The sequence below is a fragment of the Muribaculum sp. NM65_B17 genome (assembly GCF_004793735.1).
GTDB classification, from domain to species: Bacteria; Bacteroidota; Bacteroidia; order Bacteroidales; family Muribaculaceae; genus Muribaculum; species Muribaculum gordoncarteri.
Genome location: NZ_SRYY01000001.1, coordinates 539,985 through 560,144, shown reverse-complemented (window position 1 = coordinate 560,144; position 20,160 = coordinate 539,985). Strand labels below are relative to the sequence as shown.

General features: G+C 41.9%; 23 protein-coding genes and 2 pseudogenes. 10 read left to right on the top strand and 15 right to left on the bottom strand.

What is annotated here, in order from left to right; genetic code table 11:
- Positions 1 to 86: 86 nt before the first annotated feature.
- Positions 87 to 1,388 (top strand): radical SAM/SPASM domain-containing protein, encoded by a 1,302-nt coding sequence (locus tag E5354_RS02450; protein ID WP_135946285.1) that lies wholly within the window; start codon positions 87 to 89, stop codon positions 1,386 to 1,388.
- A gap of 285 nt (positions 1,389 to 1,673) precedes the next feature.
- Here E5354_RS02450 and E5354_RS02445 read toward each other — a convergent pair whose 3' ends face one another.
- From E5354_RS02445 to E5354_RS02415, 7 genes and pseudogenes are all read right to left on the bottom strand, one after another.
- A complete protein-coding gene (locus E5354_RS02445) occupies positions 1,674 to 2,213 on the bottom strand; it encodes an SGNH/GDSL hydrolase family protein (RefSeq protein ID WP_135946284.1) in 540 nt (179 codons plus the stop codon).
- Positions 2,213 to 2,494: pseudogene (locus E5354_RS02440) on the bottom strand (HU family DNA-binding protein); the annotation flags it as partial. The gene E5354_RS02445 and the pseudogene E5354_RS02440, both read right to left, overlap by 1 nt.
- 328 nt (positions 2,495 to 2,822) lie before the next feature.
- Positions 2,823 to 4,031, bottom strand: a pseudogene (locus tag E5354_RS02435) (relaxase).
- Positions 4,028 to 4,369 carry a metalloproteinase gene (locus E5354_RS02430; protein WP_410504207.1) on the bottom strand — a complete coding sequence of 114 codons (342 nt, stop codon included), beginning with the start codon at positions 4,367 to 4,369 and terminating at the stop codon, positions 4,028 to 4,030. Before E5354_RS02430 ends, E5354_RS02435 begins: the two are co-directional and overlap by 4 nt.
- A 355-nt stretch (positions 4,370 to 4,724) precedes the next feature.
- Positions 4,725 to 5,162, bottom strand: a complete 438-nt coding sequence (locus E5354_RS02425) for a hypothetical protein (protein ID WP_135946281.1) — start codon at positions 5,160 to 5,162, stop codon at positions 4,725 to 4,727.
- A 134-nt stretch (positions 5,163 to 5,296) separates the two neighbouring features.
- A complete protein-coding gene (locus E5354_RS02420) occupies positions 5,297 to 5,764 on the bottom strand; it encodes a hypothetical protein (RefSeq protein ID WP_135946280.1) in 468 nt (155 codons plus the stop codon).
- 18 nt (positions 5,765 to 5,782) lie between these two features.
- Positions 5,783 to 6,022 (bottom strand): helix-turn-helix domain-containing protein, encoded by a 240-nt coding sequence (locus E5354_RS02415; RefSeq protein WP_135946279.1) that lies wholly within the window; start codon positions 6,020 to 6,022, stop codon positions 5,783 to 5,785.
- Between the two features lie 124 nt (positions 6,023 to 6,146).
- Here E5354_RS02415 and E5354_RS14145 point away from each other — a divergent pair, with 124 nt between their 5' ends.
- Positions 6,147 to 6,287, top strand: coding sequence for a hypothetical protein (locus tag E5354_RS14145; protein ID WP_168353803.1), 141 nt, complete (start codon positions 6,147 to 6,149; stop codon positions 6,285 to 6,287).
- Positions 6,288 to 6,327: 40 nt separating this feature from the next.
- Here E5354_RS14145 and E5354_RS02410 read toward each other — a convergent pair whose 3' ends face one another.
- Positions 6,328 to 7,146 (bottom strand): tyrosine-type recombinase/integrase, encoded by an 819-nt coding sequence (locus E5354_RS02410; protein ID WP_168353802.1) that lies wholly within the window; start codon positions 7,144 to 7,146, stop codon positions 6,328 to 6,330.
- A gap of 81 nt (positions 7,147 to 7,227) precedes the next feature.
- Between E5354_RS02410 and E5354_RS02405 the strand changes: the two genes are divergently transcribed.
- From E5354_RS02405 to E5354_RS02395, 3 genes are all read left to right on the top strand, one after another.
- Positions 7,228 to 7,929, top strand: a complete 702-nt coding sequence (locus E5354_RS02405; protein WP_135946277.1) for a hypothetical protein — start codon at positions 7,228 to 7,230, stop codon at positions 7,927 to 7,929.
- 427 nt (positions 7,930 to 8,356) lie between these two features.
- Positions 8,357 to 8,944 (top strand): hypothetical protein, encoded by a 588-nt coding sequence (locus tag E5354_RS02400; RefSeq protein ID WP_135946276.1) that lies wholly within the window; start codon positions 8,357 to 8,359, stop codon positions 8,942 to 8,944.
- A gap of 188 nt (positions 8,945 to 9,132) precedes the next feature.
- A complete protein-coding gene (locus tag E5354_RS02395; protein WP_136419366.1) occupies positions 9,133 to 9,855 on the top strand; it encodes a TolC family protein in 723 nt (240 codons plus the stop codon).
- Here E5354_RS02395 and E5354_RS02390 read toward each other — a convergent pair.
- The 3 genes from E5354_RS02390 to E5354_RS02380 form a co-directional block, all read right to left on the bottom strand.
- Positions 9,848 to 11,101 (bottom strand): HlyD family efflux transporter periplasmic adaptor subunit, encoded by a 1,254-nt coding sequence (locus E5354_RS02390; protein WP_135946274.1) that lies wholly within the window; start codon positions 11,099 to 11,101, stop codon positions 9,848 to 9,850. The two genes, E5354_RS02395 and E5354_RS02390, sit on opposite strands and share 8 nt — an antisense overlap.
- Complete coding sequence (locus tag E5354_RS14440) at positions 11,098 to 11,418, bottom strand: ATP-binding cassette domain-containing protein (protein ID WP_168353801.1); 321 nt, start codon at positions 11,416 to 11,418, stop codon at positions 11,098 to 11,100. Before E5354_RS14440 ends, E5354_RS02390 begins: the two co-directional genes overlap by 4 nt.
- Before the next feature lie 1,105 nt (positions 11,419 to 12,523).
- Positions 12,524 to 12,979, bottom strand: a complete 456-nt coding sequence (locus tag E5354_RS02380) for a hypothetical protein (RefSeq protein WP_135946273.1) — start codon at positions 12,977 to 12,979, stop codon at positions 12,524 to 12,526.
- Here E5354_RS02380 and E5354_RS02375 point away from each other — a divergent pair.
- Positions 12,978 to 13,175: a hypothetical protein gene (locus E5354_RS02375; protein ID WP_135946272.1), complete on the top strand. Its 198-nt coding sequence runs from the start codon at positions 12,978 to 12,980 to the stop codon at positions 13,173 to 13,175. The two genes, E5354_RS02380 and E5354_RS02375, sit on opposite strands and share 2 nt — an antisense overlap.
- Before the next feature lie 241 nt (positions 13,176 to 13,416).
- Positions 13,417 to 13,620 (top strand): hypothetical protein, encoded by a 204-nt coding sequence (locus E5354_RS02370; RefSeq protein WP_135946271.1) that lies wholly within the window; start codon positions 13,417 to 13,419, stop codon positions 13,618 to 13,620.
- 14 nt (positions 13,621 to 13,634) lie between these two features.
- On the opposite strand, the gene E5354_RS02365 is transcribed toward E5354_RS02370, so the two are convergent.
- Entirely contained in the window at positions 13,635 to 14,351 is a 717-nt protein-coding gene (locus E5354_RS02365) for a response regulator transcription factor (protein WP_135946270.1), read from the bottom strand.
- Complete coding sequence (locus tag E5354_RS02360) at positions 14,338 to 15,654, bottom strand: sensor histidine kinase (protein ID WP_135946269.1); 1,317 nt, start codon at positions 15,652 to 15,654, stop codon at positions 14,338 to 14,340. Before E5354_RS02360 ends, E5354_RS02365 begins: the two co-directional genes overlap by 14 nt.
- Positions 15,655 to 15,784: 130 nt before the next feature.
- Between E5354_RS02360 and E5354_RS02355 the strand changes: the two genes are divergently transcribed.
- Complete coding sequence (locus tag E5354_RS02355) at positions 15,785 to 17,884, top strand: hypothetical protein (RefSeq protein WP_135946268.1); 2,100 nt, start codon at positions 15,785 to 15,787, stop codon at positions 17,882 to 17,884.
- Between the two features lie 107 nt (positions 17,885 to 17,991).
- Here E5354_RS02355 and E5354_RS14140 read toward each other — a convergent pair whose 3' ends face one another.
- Positions 17,992 to 18,144, bottom strand: coding sequence for a hypothetical protein (locus E5354_RS14140; RefSeq protein ID WP_168353800.1), 153 nt, complete (start codon positions 18,142 to 18,144; stop codon positions 17,992 to 17,994).
- Between the two features lie 5 nt (positions 18,145 to 18,149).
- Entirely contained in the window at positions 18,150 to 18,302 is a 153-nt protein-coding gene (locus E5354_RS14135; protein WP_168353799.1) for a hypothetical protein, read from the bottom strand.
- Positions 18,303 to 18,583: 281 nt separating this feature from the next.
- Between E5354_RS14135 and E5354_RS02350 the strand changes: the two genes are divergently transcribed.
- The gene (locus E5354_RS02350; protein ID WP_210433121.1) at positions 18,584 to 18,859 is read left to right on the top strand and encodes a hypothetical protein; all 276 of its coding nucleotides are present in this window, start codon (positions 18,584 to 18,586) and stop codon (positions 18,857 to 18,859) included.
- 105 nt (positions 18,860 to 18,964) lie between these two features.
- Entirely contained in the window at positions 18,965 to 20,134 is a 1,170-nt protein-coding gene (locus E5354_RS02345) for an iron-containing alcohol dehydrogenase (protein WP_410504206.1), read from the top strand.
- Positions 20,135 to 20,160 lie beyond the last annotated feature (26 nt).

Genomic DNA, 20,160 nt, shown 5'->3' with positions numbered 1-20,160 from the left:
ATATTATTTATAAATTTGCGACATTGAGTGAAGTGGCTCGAATCAATTGGAGGTGCCACAAAGCCAATAAAAATAGACCATAATATATGACAAATAGTTCAGCAGACACTATCTTCATTATTCCTCCGTCAAATGATATCAGAGAACATATTGTGTATGCTCCTCTTAAGAATATTGCATTTATATGCAATGAGAATGCAGTGACTATTGCTAAAAATATAATTAATGGAGAAAAACTAACTCAACGAGATATCGATTCAGTTGTTTATAAATATGTTAAACAAATAAATGAACTTCCAACTCAACTCCCTATAACGTGTGATATAGGCGATGTAAGTAGTGCAGTAATTATATTATCTCAACAATGTAATCTGTCGTGTAGTTATTGTTTTTCTCAACAGTCTAGAAGTGTAGGACTATTGGATGTTGAATCCGTAGAAGCAGTAATAGATTATACTATAAACTCTGAAAGCATTAATAAAAAGTTTATATTTATAGGTGGTGGAGAGCCATTTTTAGCTTGGGAAGACTTAAAACGTGCAATTCAATATATACATCTTAAAAAAAATATTAATCATAAAGTATTAATTGTTATAACAACAAATGCCACCCTTCTGGATGACAAGAAAATTTTATTTCTAAATAAATACGGTGTTGAACTAGGAATTTCGTTTGATATTTTACCTGAAATCCAAAACAGCCAGAGGTGTTTTGCTAATCAGAAAGGAACTTTTACTGTAGTAGATAATTACATCCGCCAGTTGATTAAAAACAATATAAAAATAAGAATTCGTTCTACCATAACATCTCACAATGTAGCTAAAATGGCAGAAATGGTTCAATTTGTTGTAGATAACTACTCCGGAATAAAATATTTACATTTTGAGCCTGTTTCAGATTCACAAGATAATACTACGGATTTTTATACTGAATTTGTGTCTAATTTTATTTCAGCTAGAAGATTAGGTTTACAGTATGGCGTTGACGTATATAATTCTGTTACAAATTCAATAGACAAGTTGAACAGCCGATTTTGTAGAGGCGAATTCTGCACTACACCGACTGGTGAAATAGTTGCATGTCATCGTGTGTCAAGTAAAGAAGATCCATTATTTGAGAAGATGTATTACGGAAAGGTTGCTAATGATAGGAAATCGTTAAATATAGACGACAACCGTAAAAATGAAATTTTTGCTATGTTTAACAAAAAGTTACCAGAATGCAAAAATTGTTTTGCCATGTGGCATTGCGCTGGAGGTTGTGTATACGATCAAAATAATCTTACACTATCTCAACTTCGAGCTAAATGCTATTATATCAAATCGCTTATTCAGGCAATATTATATGAACGTTTAACCATTAAAACTAATTCGTATGGAGACAAATGACATCCTAGTTGGCGAATTACTAGCAGTCAGAGCAAGCACCATTCTTTGTACCGATGGTGGAAATTGCGAATACTGTGAAGGCGATCCCCGATAAAGTATGAAAAATGAAAACATCTAAATCGATGAACCTTTGACTAAAAGGATTTCTTTGCAGAAATCCTGGTATACGAAAGAACCTAATTCATTTCGCGGCCTGTGGCTGCCGAAATTCTTGCATAAATAGGGCGGTTTCCTTTAAGGAAGTCGTCCTATTTATTATCAACCGTAAGCATTAACAAAAGTCATCTACACACAAAGTTTTTTCAGTGCCGAAACAAGGATCTCATATCCGTAAGGGTTCAAATGAAGCCTATCGTAATACAGACGTGGATTGGGCTCGCCTCCGTAGAAAAAATCATTGTACACGTCAAGGTAAACTATAGAAGTAACTTCTGATACTTTGGCTCGGATACGTTCGTTGAAGTCTGCTACATCTGTATTCACATCGCTGCGGTCGCTGCTGAAATTGCGCGGATGCAACGAATACAGATACACTTTTGACGCTCCAAGTCCCTCAATAGCCGACATATACCGTTCAGCATACTTTTCAATACGGTCCGGGGTCATATGGTTTATATCATTGGTACCTATTACCACCACCACCTGCTTGCCGACGAAACGACCGGCATTGCCCTCTATATAGTCGATACCAGCTCCTGAAACACCATAGTTGTTCACCTGCCACGTTGGAAAATATTCATCGATATCCCAGCGGGCAATGATAGAATCGCCTATAAAATCCAGTCTCAGCACTGTCCCGTTGTCGTTGCAGTTAATGTTTCTCATTATTTAGTAACTTCCTCCTTGAAAGTGTTGGAAGGTTTGAATGCCGGGATATTGTGAGCCGGGATGATGAGCGTTGTGTTCTTGCTGATGTTGCGGGCTGTCTTCTCGGCACGGGTCTTTACGATGAATGAGCCGAAGCCACGAAGATATACGTTCTCGCCGTGCGCGAGGCTGTCTTTCACTACAGTCATAAACTGTTCAATCACGGTAACAACGGCAGCTTTGTCGATGCCGGTTGCCTTTGCGATTTCACTTGCTATTTCTGCCTTAGTCATTTTCTTGTAGTTCTTTAAATTTGATAAGTTTTAGATTGCAAAATTATTAAAAATACCTGAATTTCGGAACGAATACTGCACACCATCGCATACCATCGCCGCCTTTTGGTAGCCGAAATTTCTGGCAAAATGTGAGGGATGACTTCATCGCGAGGTCGCTCCACTCTAACTACAAAATTTATGTTATGCGATTATCTATCTTTTCTTTTATTAACGCGATCACTTATCCCGAGCTGGCATTATTGGTGGTATTTACCGCTAACACTAGCGTTGATTAGGTTATGCGTATGTGTGTATTGTGCAATTGCTATATGATTTGTCATTGATGTGTCTTTTACCTTCTGCGTCCTGATTTCGGGGTCTTGCCGAGGCAGGCTGCGGCTGCACGGGCGCATCTGCGGGCACGTTCAATTTCTTCCTCGTCCTTGCGGTCTCGCCAGTTGTCATCGTTGGACGAACCGCCTCCGCCGCTTCCGGTTGAAACGGTGTCGAGCGCAGTGAGACCAACGAACAATGCAACCGCCATATCGGTAAGCTCCTGCCAATTTACAATCTCGCGGTAGTCAAACTCGTCGTCGAATACCTGCATGACATCATTGGGAATGTAGAACTGCGAAGTTATGCCTCCATGTGTAAGCTCGTATCTCGATGTTCCTTCTTGCCAAGAGGTATAATCCAGAACTTGTTTGTCAGGAGATACAACAGGCTTTGATACAACAGGCGCAACCGGCTTTGTGCCGGATTTCTTAACAGGCTGAGCCGACTTAACTGCGGACTGACTGTGAAGTTTATTCCATGTCTTTTCAATCCTCGAAGCCGTCAGGTTGCGGTCTGTGCCAAGCTCGGATGCCTTGAATCGGGCTTTACCTTTTCCGATAGAATAACCGTAAACGCCTTTCTTGCCGGGACGTATCATAATCGTGTAACCTATTGTCCGGATCCGTGCTGCGTAATCATTCCACGACCATGACGGCATGGCACGCAGAATTTACGTAAGGTCATCGGCAACCTTATCGGCGTTCATCCTGTGGATTTCTGCCGCCGTTATCCAACCTCGCTGAAGAGCCACGTTCTGAGCCGCATCCTGGGCACGGATGTGTATGTTGTGGTCGTTGTTGGTCTTGCCGAAGCGGTCTTTCCGGCACACTGCGGCGTGAAGATGCGGTATGCCGCTGTCGGATTCATAATGAAGCCAGACGGTGTAGATGCTGTTCGCAATGTTGGTTTTATGCGAATAAACCTTGCCGTTTTCATCCGTCAATTCTATCCTGTCGAACTCCCTGACAGAATCGTCCCACAGCTTCTTCCAGTCCTGCATGGTGAAGTTTTTGGTATGTTCCATCGCCGGACTGATTTCCATACGGATGACATTCTTTTTCATTGACGCATTGGCTTTCATCAGATCCCAGATGCCTTGCGCGTCAAGTTCACAAGGGAGAAGATTATCTTTGACATGATATATAAGCTCAGGGTGTTCCTTGTGCCTCGACTCGCCGGTAATATACCTGATGTCATTTATTCCGTGACTTATGGATGCTATCATGTCGCTTCCTGTTCCTTGTCCGTTTCAGATGATGTTCCCGGTATGCGGTTCGGGGAAAAATATCTGTTGATTATTTCGGTGATGAGGTCCGCAGTCCTGCGGAGGCGTCCTAAAGCCTCGATCATCCACGGCTGGTTGCGGAACATCGCCATGCGTTCGTGCTGCGGCATGGCGTTCAGCATCGAGGTATATTTGGCATAGTCGCTGCGGGCTATAATAAGCTCGTCGCGGACTGCCGTCTGTGCCGGTGTCAGGCGTGCTTTCAGCTCATACCCACACGCCCGTGAAAGCAGGTACTCGCTGCGGTTCATACCGCACTGCCCGGCAAGTTTCTCTATCTTTTCCCTCTACGACTTGCTGACGCGGAAAGACATGGTGGAACGGCGGCGTCCGCCACCGTTTTCATTAGGTTTGTTCACTGAAGGTTATAAATTGGTTATGAGAATCTTATAAAAGTAACTGATTATTGTAAAAGTCATCGGTGCGAGCCTGCGAGCGGCGTCCCGTTGCCCTGTGCGGCAACGCAAGAGAGCCGTGTATGCAGTAACCGACAGGGAATGTAATACAGCGGCATATCTTGCAACGAAATCCACGTTTCCTGCTTTCCTGCAGCTTAAGACATACGGCTAACCGTGGGGCTGACTATGGGGCAACCCGCAACCCGGAAGATTCACCGTATCGGGTGCCGGAAGCTCAATCCGCATTGAAAAAGGCGGGGTTGCGGATATAAGGCTTGTCAGGGCGGCTCCAGCCCAGTACGGAGGGGAATGTCATCACCGACCCTACAAGTGAACGGTCAGTGTAGATAAGTCCGGCCTGTTCCATCCTGTCAAGGAGATTGCGCAATCGGGTTCGGTTCATCTGCCATTGCTCCGCGAGGCGAAGCTCCGAATACTGCGCCTGTCCCGGTTGCAATGCCAGAGGGCGGCGGAAGTCGTCTGACACTTTCGCATTTACAGCCATTCTTGACAGCAGGTCGTAAAAGAGCGTAATATTGGAAATCTTGTCACCGCGTTTGTTCTCGGTGGTGCCGCTAAGTAGATTCATCACCTCGACTGTCATTCTGAAAGTAATGATTTCAAAGCGCGACGGTATTTGAAATTTGTATGTATCCTTGGATAGTTTATTCATGTGTCCTTGTTTGCATCGTAAGTGCGACCAGAATGTTGGCGGATAGAAGATAATATACCAGATGAAATTAATCTGAAATTATTCCTTGTATGTTCTCGCCATCCGCGCAACACTCCGGTTCAAGGTTAAAACTGTTACTTCCCTGAAGTTGATGAGTTGTAGAACTGTATCATCCTCACGCCCTCGTCAATGTCAGTCCTGCATCGTGCGATTTCACTGACAGTGAACATCGCTGCCGTCATCTCCTCTTTGTCGAGATAGCGGATAGCAGATTTGACAAGCTGACGGGCCCGCGCCTGACGGTGTTCCGAAAGTTCCTGCACGGACATCTCCTTCCTGTTCGTTCCGGCGTTGAGATAAAGATTGAGACGGTGCCGGTCGGAACCTTTCACAGCCGCCGCTTCCTGATTGCTCGCACCGATTGCGATACACGCCGCAAGTGCGTCCGCCTCATGTATGCCGAGCGAGGATAACAGTTTGCGCTCTATCTCAATCGTCTTTGACTCGTCAATGATTCTGTTCTTCTTCTCCTTACGGGAGCGATTCGGGGCTGACATCGTTTCGATGCCCGGCTCCGCAGTCTGAATGGTTGTTTCTGTCATGATTTATAAGAATTTTGGTTATGGTCTGATACTGTTTTTGAGAATGTAGGCCTGTGCCTGACTTTCGATTTCCTCGTCCGTTGCGACACGGACACTGCGCTGCCACTTGTCGAGGTCTTCGGGGTCGAAGTAACAGAGCTTGCCTCCCGGCTTGTAGTAAGGGATGACACGGCGCATCATCAGCTTGTAGAGATAGCTGAGTTTGATTCCGAGGTATTCGGCCGCCTCGGTCGGCGTCAACATACTTGGTTTTGTCATTAAAATTCCTGTTGGTTATAAAATTATTTTCTATTTGTTTTCTTGTTGGGGCTGCAAAGCTATAATACAGGAATGGAAATCAACCGAAGATGGCTGTATAAGCTACTGTCTTTTAAGCTTATCTATGAAAATCACAAAATCGGCACCTTTTTCCGGCACTCGTTCACACGGTAACAGTGATTTACAGATGAAATGGCCGGGCAAGAAAAATCCCCATGCCGGACAAGGCACAGGGAAGAAAAATCAAGCTATCTTATCTCTCTAACAAACCGGGAACAGATGGCTATAAAAGGTGATTTGCTGTATTATTCAAAAGCCTTGTCAATCCGGCTCACGGCATCATCTTTCTTCTGGTCAACAATTTTTCCGTAAATCTGAGTAGTTTTCACATTGGCGTGACCAAGCAGCTTCGATACTGTATAAAGGTCTGCGCCGAGTGTCAGCAGCATGGTTGCGAAGGTATGCCTCGATGTATGGAACGTGACATGTTTAGACAGTCCTGCTTCCTTCGCCCACGCTTTTATCAGGTCGTTCAGATACTGTCCTTTAGGCAGCCGTGCAAAAACATTGTCGCTGTCGGCGGCCTCGCCTCGCTCCGGCATCCATGCCGTCGCCTGCTTTGAAAGTGGTAGATAGTTCGGTGTCGCGGTCTTCTTCATGACGATTCCTACTCGCCAGATGTCACCGTCACGCACAAGGTCTTTCCATTTGAGTGCATACACATCGCTCAAGCGCAGACCGCAGTAGCATGAGAACATGAAGGCGCGCTTGACAATTTCATGTGAACACTCCGTGGCTATAAGCGTCCTGATTTCGTCGATTGACAGGTATTCCCTCTTGCTTTCCGGTGCCTTGATGCGTTCCTGCGGTGTCAGCCGGTTGACAGGATTGTCTGGTATGACATCGGCCTGCACAGCGGCGTTGAGTGCGGAGTTGAAGATGCCGAAATAGCTACGCTGGGTATATGAGGCAATCGGTTTTCCTTGCGGCGTGCGATAATCGTTGCGAAGGAAGTCTATGAAGCCGAGAAGAAACTCCTTGTTTACATCTTTCATCCTTGTGCCCTTGCCGTCCTGGAAGTAAAGGAGGAAGTCCTTGAAGGCTTCCTCCAGTCTTGGTGTCATAAGTCTGTTCATATTCAGTCAAATACTATTTCATTTTTTTTACTAAATTTGCATAAATTATACTTAATACATATCAGTAAGATGAAAGATATAGATTTAGTAAATGATAATATACTTCAATTAAATAATGAAACGGGGGGCTCTTATGACTATGGCGATTGGGAGCAAGATTCGATTATGCTTCCTGAAATCATTGTCACCCCCGATGGAATTTATACTCGTGATGAATGGGATGATTTATTTGGGAATGATAACTACCCTTACGATGATGATTATCCATATGACGATAGAGATGACTTCGGACATGGAGGTCCTTCAAGTGATCATGGAAACATGTCACAATCTGAAATAACAGCAAATGGCCTTCAGGCTGTTGGTTTGGTTGAAGATTCTATAAGGAATAATACGGCCGTATGGTTACAAAAAGCTCAGGAAACCAACATATATAAAGCCGTTTCAGTTTCATCTTTAGTCGCTAATGCCCCTGGATTGCAAGATGATCTCATTAGGGTACTGGCAAATAACCAAAGTATATTGAATACATGGGGGAAGGCATTTGTTAAAGGAAATGCTTTAGTTGGAGGCGCAACAGCAGTAATTGGAATAGCGGATGGAGATGCTACGCCTGGAGATTGGGTTCTTGTAGCTGGTGCAGCAGCTGGTATTCTAGGCGCGTATACTTCGGTCTGTCCTGCTGTTGGTCTAACATTATCAGGACTATCTATTGTCCTTACGGTCGTCGGTACATGCATGAATGGAAATAGTAGTAATTCAACTTATTAATAGTAGAAATGAATTTAATTGACAAAATATACAAGCCATTTATTTTCGCTCGATACTCTCTTTTTTTAAAAAGCAATAAAAATGGAGAGGGTATATTTCCTATTGATGAAGAATACGGAATGTTGTCTTTTTTTAATATTTCAACACCACTGTGGAGCGAAGTCACCATTGTGCTATTGCTTTCAAACATTATAACTATTTCCTATAATGAACGGCTCTTTTTGATTGGACTCCTTCTTGGTCTTAACTATGTAGTATCTAGAATAATCATAAGGCGACTAAAAAAAAGGGAGTATGTCAATCTTATTATAACAAAATTTGATTTATCAAATAATTTAAAATACAATAGTTTCTTGTACTGTTTATTTCTGCTATTTGTGTATACTGTTATTCCAATTGTACCTATTGTACTATATTTCATCTTACAATGAAGTTATTTAATTGGATTATCATTGCCATTACAGTTCTAATATTTAAAGAAAGCTACGGTGGTGATATACCCCATTCGCAGAATGCTATTTCCATAGAGGAGTGCATTCAACTTGCATTGCTAAATTCAAATGCCATTAAAATTCAAAATTCCACTCAACAAATAAATGAACTTAATCTTGCATCATCTCTGCATAGTATAAAACCATCTTTTTCAATTTCTTTCTCCCCATTATATAATCAAAGTATAAATAGTGTCACTCAACCGGATGGCTCTATAAGAAATATAGGTGTACAACATGCCTCGGGGCTACTTTCGTTTAACACTTCAATCCCTCTATCATTAACAGGTGGCAACATTTCTATTAGTCAATCTGTCAACTACTATAGATATATTAATCGGAATTCAAGTTATGAAAACTTTGGAGTGAATTTGTACCAAGTGTCGTATTCACAACCACTGTCGTTCTTTAGACGCAATAAATTTATAAAGCAAACAGCAATCTCAAATTATAAACTCAAAACGGTCAAAAAATTTCCAGAAATATTAAAAAGGAGGTTATTGATTGCTATTTCGATCTTCTAATTTATCAAGAGAATATTCAATTATTAGATTCTATACTAGATAAATACGAAATTATTAAAGTTCAATATGAAAATCTTTACAAATCTGGCAAATGCTTATTAGTGGATTTGGAGTCGTTGATATTGGGAATTAATGAAATAGGGATTTCTAAGAAAAAAATCCAAAATAATTACGACAATAAAATTCGAATGTTGAAAAATGTTATTTGTCAAGATATTCCTGGAGAACTACTAAATTTCTACAAACCTACTATTATAGAATATCAGTTTAATGACCAATATTTACACCACCGTTTAGATAGTATACAAGCAAGCTATATGTCTTTGATTGAGAGTGCTACAGAACAGCAATTAGCTGAGGCAAAGGTTAATCTAATAGATTTACCAACAATAACTTTCGGCATAGGTACTAATACAAGTTTTGAAAATTTTTCCCAATTTAGAGCAAACCTTAATCCCTCATATAATATTTCTATCTCGTATTCAATAAATTTAACTGATTTGAAGGAAAATAAACGAAAAATGAGGATGGCGCTGATAAATAAAAATATTTTCATTGAAGAACTTGAAATGAAGAATAAAAAAGAACGAATATACTTGGACGAACTGCTTGGTAACATTAATGTTTGTTATGATCAATCACGCTTTCTTAGTCAATCTTTATCCATTAATCTCCACTCTTTAGATGTGAAAGAAAAACTATTGGAAGCACAAAGAATAACTTTGACTGAATTCAATGAGCAAATAAAAAATTTAACCGAAATTAACACTGAAATTATAAATAATATAAGGGAATATTATATAAATATTGCTCAACTAGAATGCCTAATTCAGTTGGAAGCTCCCTTGATTGTTGAGAAAAATATTTACTATAACTGTGATTATGTAAACCGATATGATGCTTTTATGTAGGAGATTTTCTCAATAACCATATCCTAAATTTATCCCAAAGTGATTTCTGATGAATGTTAAACTTAACAATTCCATTCATGCCATGTTTAAAATCCAGAGGTGCGTGAAAAGTGCTTTGTTTTGATAGGTCTACCATAACGATACATGTGTATCCTGATAATTCATTTGTCTTAAAAATGGATGATGATATATCCTCTATTTGACCAACTAAAAAACCATAATCATTTTCGTCATAATCGTCTAATATTAATTTGACACTCATTCCTTCTTTTATGCCATAAGATTTTAAAGCATCAAAATAAATTTCTCCTTCAACTAAATCGCCAATAGGCAATACTCTGAAGATTTCGGTACCGACATCTACAGTCTGTCGATTATTTATTCTTAAGGGATTTTCTAATATTCCACATATAGGAGTCCTTAATTCATATCGATTAAACCATTCTGCCACGGCTTCTTTCAATTCAGAGTATGTTGTCTTTATTGTATTTTCGAGTTTGGCGATTTCTTCTAATTTAAGCGTTTTTATGATTTTACTATCATTCATGAGTTCAGAAATGTATTTATCAATAATAGTAAGTTCTGACTTTAGTTGTAATAATTCAGTCTGTTTTTGAATGCTTAACAGTTTACTTTTCTCTGCCTCAAACTTGGTGATAGCCCCATGTGATAGTAAGGAGGAATCTTGTTTTGACTGATTCGTCAATATTTCTGACTCTTCTTCAGTCCTATAAATTGACTCCATAATATTAGAACGTTTTTCTCTCAAGCTCTTAATTTGTTCTGTATTTGACCTTACATTTAAGTCGCTTATTTTACTTTCTGATACTATTTTATACTCATTAATTGCCGTGATGTAATTCTTAATGTGTACAGATAAATCACCATAAAACTTGTTTGTCTGGATTTCTACAATATAATTAGAATCTGAGACCTCAAGTTGGTGTTTCAATCTTACAATTGTTGTATAATCTCCGTGGCCTAACATATACGCTATAGGTTCATCAACCCTTACAGTATCATTCACATTAGCTAAATATGAAATTTCACCCCGACACTGAGCAGTAATACTATATGGCCTACATCCCTTTGTCAAAGAGAATCTACCTTCAACAGGACTAGGCCATTCACATGTGATTCCTACCCAAATGATAATTACACATATAATTACAATCATTATAAAAGATAGCCTAACGGCCATCCTTGACAGTAATGTGTCCTTGTAGTAAAACATCTGTTCATTCATAAGCGTGATCTTTTATGCAATTCCTCGTATGTCCCTAAATCAGACACATAACCATCTTGTAAATAGTATATATAATCAGAATTCTTAAGTATCTGGTGCCTGTGTGTGGTGTAAATTCGTGTTTTTTCTTTCAAAAACAAATCTATTTTTTCAATTATGTCATTTCCCATTTGTTCACCTAAACAATTTATGATTTCATCAAATAAATAAATATCCGCATCTTTGTAAATGGCTCTTGCAATCAAGATACGTTGTATCTGACCTTTGCTAAGGCACATATTGCTATGACTCAATATTGTGTCGTATGATTTTGGCAAACTTTCAATTTCTCTTCTGATAGACGCTATTTCTACGCACTTTATAAGCCTGCTCTCATCATAGTTGTTGCAGTTAACTACAACATTCTCTAGTATGCTGCCATCTATTCTGGCTGTCCGTTCACAGTCGATTTTACGATTATAAACGAAACCCTATTCCAATCGCTTAAAGCCGATTATGACAATTGGAAAAGAAAGTACACCGTTGAGGAAACAATCAGTCCCACCAACCTGACGGAAAAAGGTTATTGGGATGAAAATGTCAAAGTACTTAAGCGTAATCTCAACCGCGGCTTCATTGACACATACAAATTGCCCAATATGGAATGTTGCCCGACAGCCAAGACAATTAATAATGCCATGTACAATATTACGCTGCGCCTCGAAAACACGTTCGGGATAACCAGCAGCAAAGCATCCGTACGAGTGTACCAAAACAATGAGGCATTCGTCAAGCAATTACGCCTGAATACTAACTGTCTTAAAGAACGACTCGACAAATAGCTGCCTGATTCAAACGGAAAGCCTGGCGGATTCACAGTTGACCGGATTTTATAGAACTCCGGCAATGCGGTTATATTTGGTTCTGGCCGAATATATGGTTCGCAATACATGCACTGAATAAATTATCCACTATTATATTCAATACAGCGTTTTTATCGAACAAAATACGAGCAATTCCGAATGCAGAACCGTTCTAAGCTTAGTTTTTGTAAAATCGGTGGTTATAACCGCAAAAATTTGTACTCATAGAGGATTATAGTCGCAATTTTTTGTACCAAATATGGGACTCGTGTATCCTCACTCAACTTAAATTTGGCAATAGACTTGGTTTGAGGCATAAGCGTGATAGATAAGCGAGTCGAGTAACTATTGCATTTATTGCTCGCTGTTATTTTCCATACATCGTCGGGGCATAACGGCTTCACGGATTACGGAAGGGCCATCGAAAGATGACCCTTCTGTGTGTCAATAAATGTTGGGAAGTCAGTGTTTTTTTTTGGGGGGGGGTGAATAGTTTTCATTTGCTCGAAGTGTGGTGCATCGGCGAAATGTTTCGGTCGGGCATGTGTGCTTGCGGGTGTGAGGGATGTTAATCGGGCGGTTACCAGTCATCGCGATAAGAGTCCGCGTCATATATATCATCTCTGAAACTGTCAAGATCGTCAAAGTCGTCCATTATATCATCAAGCTCCTCCATGTCATCAAGCCGGTCCTGGAGCCTGTCCATTCCGTCTTGAATGCGGTCGTAGCGATTCGACCCCACATCACAGTTATCGAGCTGGTCTTCAAGCTCATCGATGCAGTCTTGCAGTTCATAAATGTCGTAATCTTTTAAATCAGCCGGTTGGCTATTATCTATTATTTTTTGACATTCGGCAATTCGTTTTTCCGACTCCTTGATTTCGTCCTCCAGCTCTTGAATACGTGCCTCATATTGCGAATTGATAATATAATGAGGTTGATATGTGCCGATTGTACTTGATTTCGATTTGCGCGAAAACAGGTTGCAGATCATATTGAATATCGCGAAATCGCCGAGAAAATTCCAGAATGACATGGCTGATTATTGTTTAAAAACGTTTTTTGATTTTGGGGGCTATCCACAGATAAGTCCGAAGACGCCCAACACAATCGCCGAGTTGACGATCAACGCGGTTATGAAGCCGGGGCATGCGCAAATGACAATGAAGATTATCAATATCGCCCAAATTTATGTCAGCACCATTTTTGAGAGCCGGCCCGAGCCAACCTAAAACGCAAATAATAACAACGAGGAAAAACATAACGGAGTGTATTTATGGATTACGCGGAAAGCCGATATGACTTTCACCGGCAAAATTAGCGATATGGTATGCGATATTGCAGCACATATATGTTAAAAAATATTTCAAACGTAGTGCTTGTTAATATAGTGCATCTCTTCCCGGCACAACGTGCCATAGTGTAGCGGTATAATAGGTATATTATATGTATACAATATTAAAAACAAAACCTATGGCAACAGTCAAATTGAAATACCGGTCATCGTGCGTTGCCAACAAGGAAGGCTCGCTTTACTATCAAGTGATACATAACCGTGTCGCACGACAAATAAATACCTTATATCGCATAATGCCCCACGAATGGGACAGCGACAATACAGCCATAATATGTCGGTCGGAATCCGATGAAAGAGTGCCCATAAACAGCATACTTTGAAAAAACTGTAAAGTTTAATCAGCGGGCGGTGCGTTGTTGAGTGATGCCGGATTTACGGCCAATTTGTAGCCGATTCCACGCACATTCAGGAGTTCAAGCCCGGTTGACTTCGACAGATATTTGCGGAGTTTGTAGATAAAGCCGTGTAGGCGATTGAGATTGTTGTAATCGTCGTTCTGCCAAATGCGATACATCAGCGTTCGGGCCTCGACCACCTCGTTGGGATGACGAAACAGCTCATCAATAATCACGGCCTCGGTGTGCGATAGCTCAAATGTGTCATTTCCTACTGCAAGATGCTGGGATGCAAAGTCAAGCGAACAGTCGCAGAGAGTAAGATTGGAATCTTCGGCCACGCCTTGGCGGTTGCGTTTAAGCAAAGCCTTTATGCGCACAACAAGTTCAAGTATCTGAAACGGTTTGCGTATATAGTCATTGGCTCCCAGTTCAAAGCCTTTTACAACATCATCGAGAGCTGTGCGGGCGGTGAGGAAAAGCACCGGTACGGCGGGTGAAGTCAGCCTTATAAGGCGCACCATCTCAAAACCGTCCATTTTGGGCATCATAACATCAGCGACAATAACATCGGGCGATGATTTGCCAAACATCTTAAGCCCCGCCTCGCCGTTGGGCGCACACTCTACATCAAATCCCTCACGTGTCAGCGCATCCTGAATGATGAATGATAGTGTCGAGTCATCCTCAACAAGCAAAATCTTATCTCTTTTCATCGCTTTTGAATTTTATTGTAAATCTTGTGCCTTGTCCCGGCTTACTTGTCACATCAATGCTCCAGCCAAGCAATTCGACAATCTGTTTCACATAAAAAAGTCCGAGTCCGTAACCTCCCGCCTCATAGCGGTCGCCTGAGGTCACGCGATAGAATTTATCGAATATGTATGGTAAATTTCCCTTCTCAATTCCTATGCCGTTGTCGGCTATTGTTATTGAGCGGTCATCGGCTTTTATGTTGATGTTCACTGAATCACCCGAATATTTGATTGCATTGTCGATGAGATTTGACAATATGTTGCCAAGATGCAGTGAATCAGCCCGTACCGAAAGGTTGTCGGGAACATCGATGTTTATGTCGACGGGCTTGTCGGCTTTCAGTCCCATCATGCCCGAAACATCCTCTACAACAGGTTTTATTGAAACCGGTTCAATGTTGAGCTTCATTGTCTTGAACCGTTCCATGCTCATTGACAGGATGTTCTCGATCATTCCCGACAGGAAACTCAACCGCTGCATTATAATCTTAAGGAACTGCTTGTTTCTCGCCTCGTCGCTTTGGTCGTAGTAACGCAGCATGGAATCGGCGGCTGAATATGCCACGGCTACAGGTGTCTTCAACTCATGCGTCATGTTATGCGTGAAATCGTCTTTCATCTGCTCGATAGTGCGTAACCTGCCGACCCAATGAAGCAGATACCATATCAGGAATCCCATCAGGATTAGTATCATAGCTGATGTCGCGATAATACCTGACATCTGTTTCAAAACCTCTGTACCAAGGGATGATATGTACACATTATATAGATGTGTATTGCCTTGGTCGATTGTGAATTTTATATGCCAAAGTCCTGAATCATCAGATAGGGTGGAATCGGGAGGCAGAACAACCGCATAGTCGGGATGAAGACCGGCATAGTCAAGTTGTCGGCGAAACACATTGTCTATAATCGTGAAGTTCTTGCCCTTCATCTGCTGGTCATACTCACCTTGAGCGGCAAAGGCCGAGATCAGCTCTTCAACCATTTTTCTATCGACATCAGGGTAATCGTACCATTCGGTTTCGGTTGTATCGCCTGTTAAAGTCAATATAAGATTCAACTTTGAGTCATCGACATTATAGGTTGACTGCGCAATGCTGATCCAGGATATTATATCGGCCTGACGCACGCAGCTTTCCACCTTATCTATGTACTGCTGCTTATATGTGTCATATAGTCGGTGCATGAACCAAGCGTTTGCCGCTATCATAATGGCAATGGCGCTAAGACATACAATTGTTATGGTCTTGAATTTTTTCATAAACAAAATTACAAATAATTTCTTGAAATGGGAATGGGGTCTAAGACTAACTAAGACTAAAGGAGGCTCAACTAAGACTTGACAGACAGCATCGTATGTAATTTTGTCATCAAATAAAAGTCACTGTTATATGAAGAGAATAATAATCATTTCAACACTTTTGTCGGTATGGCATGGAGGCTATGCGCAGCAACCGACTGAGATGCCCGATTCATTGGATGCAGGAGTGCTAAACGAAGTTGTTGTTGAGGCGCAGATGCAGAATACGACAGCCAGGATGTCGGCCTACATTCCCGGTGCAAGGGAGAAAAATGCTGCAAAGGATGCAGTGTCGTTGCTTAATTTAATGGCTATCCCGCAATTGTCGGTCGATCCTGTCACCGATGCCGTTAAGACACTCTCGGGACAACCGGTATCAATTTTTATTGACTACGTAGAAGCTTCGTCGGAGGACATTTCGGGCCTGAACCCGCATGATGTGAAAAGGGTTGAATACTACGACAATACCTCCGATCCAAGGTTTTCGGGTAAAAGATATGTCATAAATTTCATCATGCAGAAATATGAATGGGGCGGTTATACTAAAATGGATGCCACGCAGAGCTTTGGGGCGACAAAGACCGATGCTTCCGTCTACTCCAAGATGAAGTATAAGAGCATGAGTTATGACATTTATGTCGGTGAACAATACAATGCAATCAGAAACGCCGGCGATGAGAGCATTGAGGATATGCGGTTTACCCATCTCCTTGGCGATGGGCCGGCCAATGTGAGCAGGTACAATTTCAGTAAATCCGAAAACAGTCATACCAATACCAATGATATTTCATTCCGAGCCATATATGATAGCGATAAAATTCAACTTAACAATCGCATAGGTTTCAGCTATGCATCGTCGCCTGAAACTGAAACAACCAACAATCTCTTATATGGCAATGATTGGTCGGGAAGTGAAACGACACGTTCGATATCTTCACGACGCAACATGAGTGCCCGGTATAGAGGTCAGCATCTGTTTATGCTTCCGGAAAACCTAACGCTTAATATCGGGATGAGCTTTGAATACGGCAATAATAAGGTAAACTCATTGTATTGTGGTTCCGAGGGAACATCGATAACAAATAACGCTTATGAAAAATCATATTCAGGAACAGTAAATCCCAATCTATATTGGTCGATTGACGATTGTCACACTCTCCGAGCCTATGCGGTGGGAGCATGGCGTGACAGCAAAATAGATTATCAAGGCAATTCGTCGTCACGCCAGTCCTATAAGATTGACGGGTATCAAGCGGGGGCCTCTTATGATTTTGCCACAGACTGCTGGAGCACTCACCTTAATCTTGGTTGGACATGGCAGAAAAATTCCATAAGCAATTATAAGTTCAACACATCCTATCCGAGAATAAATGCCGAGGTTACTTATTCCCCGACACAAAATTCCCAACTACTTGCATCCTATGAATACTACGAAACAATGCCCACTGCGTCATCGACCGGCCCGGTTGTCCTTCAACAGGATGAGTTGATGTACTATTCGGGTAATCCTAAACTGAAAAATTCGCCTTCACATGAGGTGGGGCTGCAGGCGGTTTGGCTTCCGTCCAATAAATGGCAGCTGGCGTTCAGCGGATTCCATTACTACATTACCGATAGGCGTGTTTCCGATTATCTACCCGAAGGTCCCGATGGGAAAATGCTCCGTTTTTACACCAACAATGGCAATTATGTGAGTACAATGATGGGTATTAATGCCACAGCAAAGCTACTTGGCGGCAGACTGACGGCAAGAATAAATCCCCGATTATGGATGCGAAGAACAACCGGAGTTTTTGCGATGACACGTAACGAGCTGACATGTACGGCTCAACTCTCTTACTTTTTCGGTAATTTCTATACCACAGGTTGGTACATGACCCCAAGTCACTATCCCGACGAGAATAGCGGCATAGAGAGCAAAACATCATCGCAATATCAGCTGCAACTCGGGTGGGGAAGTGGGGCATGGAATTTAAGAGTGTCTGCTTCAAACTTTCTGCGGTCGGATTGGCGCGCCAATCGAAAAATACTCCGTTCGGAATATTACGACATGTCACGAAGGGTGTACTCGCCTTCGCAACACATGGGATTCGCTTTGACCGCCACATATACTTTCGGCTATGGAAAAAGGGTGGAGCGTGACAATGAGCTGAAACATGAGTCATCGGCATCTTCCGCCATCTTGAAATGAGGTGACCGATTTTTGCGACCAAGAATACACCGCTGTTGAAAAACAATACGACAAAAGGCTCTCGGAATTATCGAAAGCCTTTTGTTGTCTAAAATGCTGCCGTGATATTATTTCTTCTCCTTAGCCTTGACAAGCATTATGCACTCTGCCGGTGTACGGCCACAAAGCCTGGTCACAGAATCATTCTGCACATCCACCGCTACAATATCGGGCAATATCCTGCGAAGAGCGTCCTCCGTCGTCATGTTTTCACAGGCCATTTCGGTCATTTTTCCAAATACCACTGACCGCGCAAATCTACTGTATTGGTTTGCGCTTTAACATCATCAACCGGGTCATTATTCTGTGATTCTTTTTTGTTGGAACAAGATGCTGCAATTGCAGCGGCGAGCAGTATAAATAATGCTTTCCCTTTCATGTCGTATGATTTTTGATACAGGCAACGAAAGTACGAAACTTTTTTATTCCGACAAAATTTGTCATATTATAACGCAATCATTGATTAGCGACAAAAAGTTATTGCGAGCCAAGCTATACAAACAATTGCTCCTTTCGGGAATTTCCGGGAAGGACTTTTAATGCCAAAATGTAGTAATGTTGCATAAACGTATAATTGAACTTTTCAGAAATCATTATTGAGCCTCACAGCAATTTTGTTTAGAGGCTCTTTTTATAATTTTGCATTGTAATAATAATTATATGAAAATATTAAATCTTATAATAGCGGTAATTATGACAATGACTGCAAGTGCATGTAATCAGGATATGCAACAACCTTCAAAACCAAAAATATTTGTAAATGGAAGTTTTGATCTTTCAGCAGGGACAAATGTGAAAATTCCGGTAATAACGTTGAGTAGCGGATATGATATGCCAATTGTCGGTCTTGGCACATATAGTCTGCACGGCGACAAATGTGTGAACTCAATACTCTCGGCCATCAGACCATCAGGAAGAGAACATCTCGGTCTTTGATTTTGAACTTACCCCGGAGGAAATGAGCCGCATCGATGCTCTTGAACGTCGCGAGAAACATGACTGGTATTAAGAATAACATATATGATAAACAATATGGACAACATGAATTTTGACCTTTTCACTCCGACAAAACTTCTGTTCGGATGTGGAAAACTTGACGAACTGTCAAAACAGAAACTTCCCGGAAAGAAAGCGCTCTTGCTTATTTCCAACGGCAAGTCAGTATATACAAACGGGGCGTTTGACCGTACTGTCGCTCAACTTGATAAAGCCGGTGTAGAGCATGCGGTATGCGCAAACATACATGAAAATCCCACCAAGGAGGTTGTTATGGAAGCGGCAGGTGTGGCACGTAAAAATAACTGTGATTTCATCGTGACACTGGGCGGCGGTGCAGTCCTTGATGCTGCCATAGCAGTGTCGGCAATGGCAACGAATCCCGGTGAACTTTGGGATTATGTCAACGGCGGCACAGGCAAGGGGCTGCCGTTGGTCAATCCCGGATTGCCAATCGTCACTATTGCAACTACTTCCGGCACCGGTTCTGAAATCAATTGTTGGGGAGTGATATCAAATCTCCAGACAAACGAAAAAATCGGGTTTGGTCGCCCGTCGCTCAATCCGGTCCTCGCCATAGTAGATCCGGAACTGATGAAGACTGTTCCCGCCAAATATACGGCTTATCAGGGATTCGATGCTCTCTTCCACAATACGGAAGTGATGATAAGCCGATTTTTGAATGTACTCAGCGAGCCTATCGCTCTCTCAGCCATAGAGAACATTGCCAAATATCTACCCCGTGCTGTTAAGGATGGCAACGACATCGAGGCGCGTACAGGCGTTGCCTATGGTAGCACCATTGCCGGACTCACCATGCAACTCACAAGCACGACTGCCGAGCACTCTATGGAACATGCAATGAGCGCGTTTCATCCTACATTGCCTCACGGTGCCGGACTTATCATGATATCTAATGAGTTCTACCGCTTCTTCATCGAGAAGCACGCCTGCGATGAACGCTTCATCAAGATGGCTAAAGCAATGGGAATCAAGGATGCCGACAAGCCGGAGGATTTTCTCACTGCCCTTTACGAACTTCAAAAAGCCTGTGGTGTGGATAATCTTAGGATGAGCGATTACGGATTCACACAGGGCGAGTTCATGCAGCTTGCTGTCAATGCCCGCGAAACCAACCCGGGACTTTATGCCGCAAATCCCTGCGAACTCACTGATGAGGATGCTGCAGAGATCTATCGCAAATCATTCAGATGAGCATCCGGATATAACAATAGCACTCA

What these genes read in the sequence shown, in the direction of transcription:
- E5354_RS02450 (WP_135946285.1), top strand. Translation starts at nt 87, where the DNA reads ATGACAAATAGTTCAGCAGACACTATCTTCATTATTCCTCCGTCAAAT.
- E5354_RS02425 (WP_135946281.1), bottom strand. Translation starts at nt 5,162, where the DNA reads ATGAATAAACTATCCAAGGATACATACAAATTTCAAATACCGTCGCGC.
- E5354_RS02370 (WP_135946271.1), top strand. Translation starts at nt 13,417, where the DNA reads ATGGCAACAGTCAAATTGAAATACCGGTCATCGTGCGTTGCCAACAAG.
- E5354_RS02445 (WP_135946284.1), bottom strand. Translation starts at nt 2,213, where the DNA reads ATGAGAAACATTAACTGCAACGACAACGGGACAGTGCTGAGACTGGAT.
- E5354_RS14135 (WP_168353799.1), bottom strand. Translation starts at nt 18,302, where the DNA reads ATGAAAGGGAAAGCATTATTTATACTGCTCGCCGCTGCAATTGCAGCA.
- E5354_RS02355 (WP_135946268.1), top strand. Translation starts at nt 15,785, where the DNA reads ATGAAGAGAATAATAATCATTTCAACACTTTTGTCGGTATGGCATGGA.
- E5354_RS02395 (WP_136419366.1), top strand. Translation starts at nt 9,133, where the DNA reads ATGTTGAAAAATGTTATTTGTCAAGATATTCCTGGAGAACTACTAAAT.
- E5354_RS02350 (WP_210433121.1), top strand. Translation starts at nt 18,584, where the DNA reads ATGAAAATATTAAATCTTATAATAGCGGTAATTATGACAATGACTGCA.
- E5354_RS14145 (WP_168353803.1), top strand. Translation starts at nt 6,147, where the DNA reads ATGAAAATCACAAAATCGGCACCTTTTTCCGGCACTCGTTCACACGGT.
- E5354_RS02345 (WP_410504206.1), top strand. Translation starts at nt 18,965, where the DNA reads ATGAATTTTGACCTTTTCACTCCGACAAAACTTCTGTTCGGATGTGGA.
- E5354_RS02400 (WP_135946276.1), top strand. Translation starts at nt 8,357, where the DNA reads ATGAAGTTATTTAATTGGATTATCATTGCCATTACAGTTCTAATATTT.
- E5354_RS02375 (WP_135946272.1), top strand. Translation starts at nt 12,978, where the DNA reads ATGGCTGATTATTGTTTAAAAACGTTTTTTGATTTTGGGGGCTATCCA.
- E5354_RS02360 (WP_135946269.1), bottom strand. Translation starts at nt 15,654, where the DNA reads ATGAAAAAATTCAAGACCATAACAATTGTATGTCTTAGCGCCATTGCC.
- E5354_RS02405 (WP_135946277.1), top strand. Translation starts at nt 7,228, where the DNA reads ATGAAAGATATAGATTTAGTAAATGATAATATACTTCAATTAAATAAT.
- E5354_RS02420 (WP_135946280.1), bottom strand. Translation starts at nt 5,764, where the DNA reads ATGACAGAAACAACCATTCAGACTGCGGAGCCGGGCATCGAAACGATG.
- E5354_RS14140 (WP_168353800.1), bottom strand. Translation starts at nt 18,144, where the DNA reads ATGGCCTGTGAAAACATGACGACGGAGGACGCTCTTCGCAGGATATTG.
- E5354_RS02380 (WP_135946273.1), bottom strand. Translation starts at nt 12,979, where the DNA reads ATGTCATTCTGGAATTTTCTCGGCGATTTCGCGATATTCAATATGATC.
- E5354_RS02415 (WP_135946279.1), bottom strand. Translation starts at nt 6,022, where the DNA reads ATGACAAAACCAAGTATGTTGACGCCGACCGAGGCGGCCGAATACCTC.
- E5354_RS02365 (WP_135946270.1), bottom strand. Translation starts at nt 14,351, where the DNA reads ATGAAAAGAGATAAGATTTTGCTTGTTGAGGATGACTCGACACTATCA.
- E5354_RS02390 (WP_135946274.1), bottom strand. Translation starts at nt 11,101, where the DNA reads ATGAATGAACAGATGTTTTACTACAAGGACACATTACTGTCAAGGATG.
- E5354_RS02410 (WP_168353802.1), bottom strand. Translation starts at nt 7,146, where the DNA reads ATGACACCAAGACTGGAGGAAGCCTTCAAGGACTTCCTCCTTTACTTC.